Below are 6,006 nucleotides of genomic sequence, written 5' to 3'. Positions count from 1 at the left end.
GTCTTATAATAATGAAAGACCTAATATGGCTATCGGTGGCATTACACCAAGGCAGAAACTAGCTTTAGTGGCTGCTTAACTCTCTATTTTTGATGTCGGTTAAAAATGGGGGGATTACCGTTTGGAAGTTATGTGGCATGATATGCGCGATATAGTTCGAGAAAACTTTCCTAAACCTCGTCTTACAACAATCGATATTAAAAAATATATAGAGCAGGTAGACGAAAAATACATCTCGGACGCTTACCATTCTCTATCTATTGAAGGTTATCAAGTAAGCCGCGACTTAATTGAAAAAGTTCGTTCTGGACAATGGAATCCCGATGCTACAGAACAAGATCGAAATCACCGCAGTGCATTAGCCGCCCGTGGATACTGGCAAGCTTTCCAAGCAATAAAAAAGAGCCTGATGGAAATATTGAATGGAGACAACCCCGGAAAAGTAATACAAAAAGAACATGGGGATTGGTATAGAGAATTATTTCAACCTAGCGTTGCTGTAGGTCTTTTAAAACCAACTGATTTGGCAGGATACAGACGCAGCCCTTTATACATACGTCAATCAAAACATATTCCTCCACGTTGGCAAATTGTTAGTGAACTAATGGAAGAGTTTTTTCAGTTAATAACCCAGGAAAAGGAACCTTCTGTTAGAGTTGTTCTCGGACATTTCTTTTTTGTTTATATCCACCCTTATTCAGATGGTAATGGCAGAATTGGGCGTTTTCTGATGAATATTATGTTAGCAAGTGGCCATTATCCATGGACTATTATTCCTGTGGAGAGAAGAAATGAATATATGGAAGCACTAGAGCAAGCTAGTGTTAATCAAAATATTGTTCCCTTCACTAAGTTTATTGCTAGTTGTATTCAGTAATAGTGGCAGATAAGAGCGATCGTTGTTCATCTTTTAGTGATAATCTTTGGATGATATTTTTGAGTAGTCTTTAAATAGGTAATTACATGAATTTTAACATTAGTAAAGTTATACAAATAATTAAAAATAATGCGCTAGGACTCTGGTATTCCTCTTTATTACTAAGCTTGCTGATTTTTTCGATCTATTTCTTAGAAATAAAATATTTTCCTATAAAAAGTTATGACAGTTTAATTGCTCTCTCATTATTTGTCAGTTTTGTACTTGTAATAATTATATTTTTGCTCACCCTCCCTCCCTTAATTTCCAGTAATTTACAAAAAAGACTTATCAACAACGAGCATATATGCTCATTTCTTTTCGGTAATAAATTTCGTCATCTATTTGATAAATTAGTTATAAAGGAGAAAAAAAGAAGAGCAGAAATAAAACTCATAGGAAAGCCGATAAAAACATTCCTTTTTTTACATATCATAAATGCAATATTCTTATCAATTATATTTTATTTCATGCCCATTCTGGCTATGTTAATAACAATGATAATTCCTCTGATATCGATATTTATATTGCTGCCAAACTCCAAAAAAACGTCAAGTCCATCACCCTCTAAAATTACTCTAATTCTTTACACAACTATAATCATTACAACATCAAATTTACTCTTACTAATCACAACTGGATTAATAAATCATTTAGAAGAAATAACACCAGAAAGTGGAATAAACTATATAATATACACTCTTAGTACATATTTTTGTCTATTGGCTTATTCAATCTTTGTTTTAATCCCCTTTCCAGAAATAAAAAGTAAGCTACAAAAACCTTTAATTCTTACATTAGTAATAGTTACACTATTAACAATTAATGGCAGTATTATAAGACTACCTAAATTAATTATTGAAACATTTCGTATAGGTAACATTCATCAAACAACCTTAGGTACGGATAAAAAAGGATGTTATTTATTTAAAAATAATGGCTTAAAAATAGACTGTGAAGATAAAAAAGTTGTTTTTCTTATTCCCAACATTAATATATTATGGCGAGTAGATGAATATGTTATTAATTATCAAGATGCTAATGGAAATTTTCGTCATTTAATTTTAAATCCAGCAACTACCAAAATTTATGATATTGAGACTACGGGTTAGTGAACTCTTACTCTTCATAACTCAATGGTCTCCATCATATGTCCCAGTAGAAAATTAGCCACTTGTTGCATGGGTTTCCTTAATCGCTCAACATCTTTCATGATATATCCTACGGTTACATCATTATTCATTTTATGATTGAGTAATCGCTTCAGTGCATAAGCAGAACATGAATTTTTGTTATTCCCCCCTCCTCAAATTTACCGTGATAACAGTAATTTTTAGCAATTTATAATAAATAAATATAGGTAAATTCAGGAAATCAATCAAAATTACCGCCATAACAGTAATTTATGGCTAATTAATGCAAAGAAATGCAATAATAAATTTATTTTTATCATTTTTACTGCTATAACAGTAATATATGATTAATTTATGGTGTTCCATGCCCACACACGAAATTGCCAATTTAGTCCATTACTACCGCAAACAAAGCGGATTATCACAACAAGAATTAGCCCGGTTAGCGGGGGTCGGTAAGACGGTCATCTATGATATTGAAAAAGGGAAAGAATCGGTGCGGCTAAATACATTGCTAAAAGTATTAGATGTGTTAAATATTCAAATGAAATTTGAAACGCCTTTTCCTCAAACAACGGATCATAATATATGAGAAAAGCATACGTATCAGTGAATAATATTAAAGCTGGAATATTAGAAGAGTTACAAGGTGGAGTATATCAATTTACTTACTTTGATGATTATCAGGGCGCACCTGTTTCACTCACTATGCCGTTGAACAATAAGATCTATGATTTTGGCGTATTTCCACCCTTTTTTGAAGGATTGCTTCCTGAAGGAATTATGCTTGAAGCACTATTACGGAAATATAAAATTGATAAAAATGATTATTTTGGTCAGTTGATACTAGTTGGCCAAGATGTTGTAGGCGCAGTGACTATTGAGGAAATAAGATGAAACACTGCCCTATTACTTATGAAAAGATTAGTGACCAGGAAAACTATTCGCAACGTGGATTGCATTTGCTTTCTCCTCAATTAAAATACCTTAGTCCATTGGATTTAAGTGCTGATGAGCAGCGTCAGGAAGCAATTGCTCGAGTAGGAAAGATGTCTGTTCAAGGCGTCCAAAAGAAACTAAGCGCAAAACTAAAGATTAAAGAGGGCTGTTTTGAAATTGTGGATCAAAAAGGTCAATATATTTTAAAACCACAAAGTGATATTTATCCGGAATTGCCTGAAAATGAAGCCATTACTATGACCCTTGCAAAGACCATTGGCCTTGAAGTTCCGATTCATGGTTTGGTTTATTCTAAGGACAGCAGTTTAACCTACTTCATTAAACGCTTTGATAGAATAGGACATAATAAAAAGTTAGCTTTAGAAGATTTTGCACAGCTATCAGGTGAAGATCGACATACAAAATATAAAAGCTCTATGGAAAAAGTAATTGCAGTCGTAGCACAGTTTTGTACATTCCCCAAAATTGAATTCGTGAAATTATTAAAGTTGACATTGTTTAACTTCCTGGTCGGCAATGAAGACATGCATCTAAAAAATTTTTCCCTGATTACTAAGGATAGAAAAATTTCCATATCACCAGCATATGATTTACTTAACACAACTATCGCTCAAAAAAACACCAAAGAAGAACTGGCTTTACCTCTAAAAGGGGAAAAAAATAATTTAACAAAGAGTGATTTTCTTAAATATTTTGCCATTGAACAATTAGGATTAAACCAGAACGTGATCGATGGAATCGTACAAGAGTTCCATCAGGTAATACCAAAATGGCAAGAGCTGCTCGGTTTCAGTTTTTTATCTCAACCAATGCAGGAAAAGTATCTCGAATTACTAGATGAACGATTTGAGCGATTAAATATCTTTTGATTAACTGATCTCAGTTGTCTCCATCATATGCGTGAGATTTGCGTGTTTGAGTACAACATTGCTATACTCTGCACGATATTCGCAGTGGTATCCCTTTGCAATTTATTACTTTAAAACCAATGGGTAATTTTTAAAAGATCAGGAATTATAATCCGTTGCTCTCGGGTTTAAGTCCTAGCGAGCCCGCCAATAAAACCAAATAGTTAAGATGGTTTTAGAAAAATCCCAATAAATTCATGTAGATGCAATGCAGACATAAGTTAAATAGAAATTATTAGGCAATATCAAACCCAAATCAATAAGAGACAGATTCTTATGCTAATTTTCAATTGCACCAAAGCCGCAGCAGATTTTTTCGCCTCAATCCGTAAAGGTAAAAAATTATCTCCCATGTCACCAACATCAAAGTTAGCTCTTACTGAAGAGCCTATTTTGCACGACCACCAACATTGGCACTGGATGATTCATGTAACAAAATTGGGGCACAAAAATGTTTTGCTAGCAATAGATACAGATTCGCGCTTTTGCATGCTTTTTTGGGGACTAAGAAAAGGAAACATCCAGGGGTTTCTTGAGCAATTCCACAAACGGTTCAGTTTTCATATAATTGCTCTTATGAATATGAGCAAACAAGATGCAACAATGTTTGAAACAGCTATGAAGGCATTTATTGAGAGCCATCATGATTGCTCATTCACTCAACGTGGTGACAGATCGGTACAGGCACATATCAATGATGTTTTTATGAGGCTTCCATATGAACAGTATCGATGGGAAGACGATGTGCCAACCGAAGAAGAGCTATTTACCAGTGATTTTAGAAATAACGATACCCCTCGAAAGCGTAAGCAAGATAAAGACTACTTATTTCCAACTGAAATGCTTTTAAGTGCCTGGTTAACTCAGTATGCCAATTTGAATGAACAAACTGTCAAACACACTATCAGCCAATATCAACAAACAAAAAAGGACTTATGGAGATCCCAATTTGATATCGATATTGATAATCTTAATTTTGATGACCTCGAAGCATTAATAGCTGAGGAACTTTCTAATAATATTTTATCATTTGAAGATGAAGACTAATCATATTCAAAACCCCTTCAAATTTAAACAACGATAGGGTTGGTCTTGAATTATTAATTTTTAAAGAGCGAGCATTTATTGATATTGCGCTACAAGTCAGTTGCTGCAACAGACTATAAAACTATAGGCTTTAGCTGATAATAAAGAGCAGAATGCACTACCCGAGGCTTATGAAGAATTTACGGGAAGCTTGAGGGAAACGAAGGCTTATCTTGAACAATGGATAAGTGAGCAAAATTAGCTCTTACTTCCGAACATCCAGACAAAGTTCATTACCATCCGCATCTTCAATAAAAATATATTCACTGCCATACTGAGACAAGGTTAATGTATCCCGATGCTTATATCCACCATTCTCAATTCTGGACATGATCATTTCCTTACTTTGGCTATCAACTGGGAAGGTGATAATAACGGGGCCTTTATTTTCTTGTTTATGATGACTTTCAGGGTTATCTTCGACCCTTAAAACGATATACAGTCTGTCTTCAACGCCAAGCCCAACAGTATTATCATGATGAAACAATTCGTTAAGCCCAATCACTTCTTTATAGAAGGTTTTTTGTTTATCTAAGTTGTTTGTTATCAAGACCGCACAGAATGATTGAATCATTTTTCCTCAAACGGTAGTTATTAATAGCTACCTTCCAAATTTTCACTGATGATATTATATATTTTTCTCGTCATTATGATCTACTTTCAATCATACACGACGAACTAAAATAGAGAATGAAATTTCAAATAGATAACTGTATCATGCAATTTTTTAAAATTTCGCACTTCTCAAAGACACGTTATTGATAAGATCATGAAAAAATTTGTTATTTTTATTTGCTTAATATGCATTGTAGTCATCATTCTTTTAATGTTAAAGCCGAACCGATGGGATGCATATTTTCAAAAAAAACTAAACGATGCTCCGGTAATCCCCCCGAAAAATAATTGATGCCAAAAATAGAATTTTCTCATAATCTATGCTGGAGGAGATTCTGCATGAAAAGATCAAAATTTAGTGACAATCAAATACTATCGATTCTAAAAC

At 33.7% G+C, this 6,006-nt stretch carries 7 protein-coding genes and 1 pseudogene; 6 read left to right on the top strand and 2 right to left on the bottom strand.

The genetic code is table 11. The features are described 5' to 3' along the window. Positions 1 to 130 precede the first annotated feature (130 nt). Together ELY21_RS15320 and ELY21_RS15315 are read left to right on the top strand one after the other, a co-directional pair. A complete protein-coding gene (locus ELY21_RS15320; RefSeq protein ID WP_233588739.1) occupies positions 131 to 877 on the top strand; it encodes a Fic family protein in 747 nt (248 codons plus the stop codon). Positions 878 to 963: 86 nt separating this feature from the next. Beyond that, positions 964 to 2,028 (top strand): hypothetical protein, encoded by a 1,065-nt coding sequence (locus tag ELY21_RS15315; RefSeq protein ID WP_127110912.1) that lies wholly within the window; start codon positions 964 to 966, stop codon positions 2,026 to 2,028. A 14-nt stretch (positions 2,029 to 2,042) separates the two neighbouring features. Here the strand turns inward: ELY21_RS15315 and ELY21_RS16085 are convergent. Then, positions 2,043 to 2,192 (bottom strand): annotated as a pseudogene (locus ELY21_RS16085) (integrase); the annotation flags it as partial. Positions 2,193 to 2,413: 221 nt separating this feature from the next. Between ELY21_RS16085 and ELY21_RS15310 the strand changes: the two are divergent. From ELY21_RS15310 to ELY21_RS15295, 4 genes are all read left to right on the top strand, one after another. Continuing rightward, a complete protein-coding gene (locus ELY21_RS15310) occupies positions 2,414 to 2,641 on the top strand; it encodes a helix-turn-helix transcriptional regulator (RefSeq protein ID WP_127110911.1) in 228 nt (75 codons plus the stop codon). Then, complete coding sequence (locus tag ELY21_RS15305) at positions 2,638 to 2,946, top strand: HipA N-terminal domain-containing protein (protein ID WP_127110909.1); 309 nt, start codon at positions 2,638 to 2,640, stop codon at positions 2,944 to 2,946. The genes ELY21_RS15310 and ELY21_RS15305 overlap by 4 nt, the downstream gene beginning before the upstream one ends. Next, a complete protein-coding gene (locus ELY21_RS15300) occupies positions 2,943 to 3,878 on the top strand; it encodes a lpg2370 family Dot/Icm T4SS effector (protein WP_127110907.1) in 936 nt (311 codons plus the stop codon). Before ELY21_RS15305 ends, ELY21_RS15300 begins: the two co-directional genes overlap by 4 nt. A 315-nt stretch (positions 3,879 to 4,193) precedes the next feature. Then, a complete protein-coding gene (locus ELY21_RS15295) occupies positions 4,194 to 4,964 on the top strand; it encodes a hypothetical protein (RefSeq protein WP_127110905.1) in 771 nt (256 codons plus the stop codon). Positions 4,965 to 5,208: 244 nt separating this feature from the next. Here ELY21_RS15295 and ELY21_RS15290 read toward each other — a convergent pair whose 3' ends face one another. Further along, complete coding sequence (locus ELY21_RS15290; protein WP_127110903.1) at positions 5,209 to 5,577, bottom strand: VOC family protein; 369 nt, start codon at positions 5,575 to 5,577, stop codon at positions 5,209 to 5,211. Between the last annotated feature and the right edge of the window lie 429 nt (positions 5,578 to 6,006).

This window comes from Legionella sp. km535 (assembly GCF_003990085.1).
GTDB classification, from domain to species: Bacteria; Pseudomonadota; Gammaproteobacteria; order Legionellales; family Legionellaceae; genus Legionella; species Legionella moravica.
The sequence above is the reverse complement of the archived record's forward strand: the minus strand, read 5'-3'. Positions and strand labels throughout refer to the sequence as shown.

What these genes read in the sequence shown, in the direction of transcription:
- ELY21_RS15320 (WP_233588739.1), top strand. Translation starts at nt 131, where the DNA reads ATGTGGCATGATATGCGCGATATAGTTCGAGAAAACTTTCCTAAACCT.
- ELY21_RS15315 (WP_127110912.1), top strand. Translation starts at nt 964, where the DNA reads ATGAATTTTAACATTAGTAAAGTTATACAAATAATTAAAAATAATGCG.
- ELY21_RS15310 (WP_127110911.1), top strand. Translation starts at nt 2,414, where the DNA reads ATGCCCACACACGAAATTGCCAATTTAGTCCATTACTACCGCAAACAA.
- ELY21_RS15305 (WP_127110909.1), top strand. Translation starts at nt 2,638, where the DNA reads ATGAGAAAAGCATACGTATCAGTGAATAATATTAAAGCTGGAATATTA.
- ELY21_RS15300 (WP_127110907.1), top strand. Translation starts at nt 2,943, where the DNA reads ATGAAACACTGCCCTATTACTTATGAAAAGATTAGTGACCAGGAAAAC.
- ELY21_RS15295 (WP_127110905.1), top strand. Translation starts at nt 4,194, where the DNA reads ATGCTAATTTTCAATTGCACCAAAGCCGCAGCAGATTTTTTCGCCTCA.
- ELY21_RS15290 (WP_127110903.1), bottom strand. Translation starts at nt 5,577, where the DNA reads ATGATTCAATCATTCTGTGCGGTCTTGATAACAAACAACTTAGATAAA.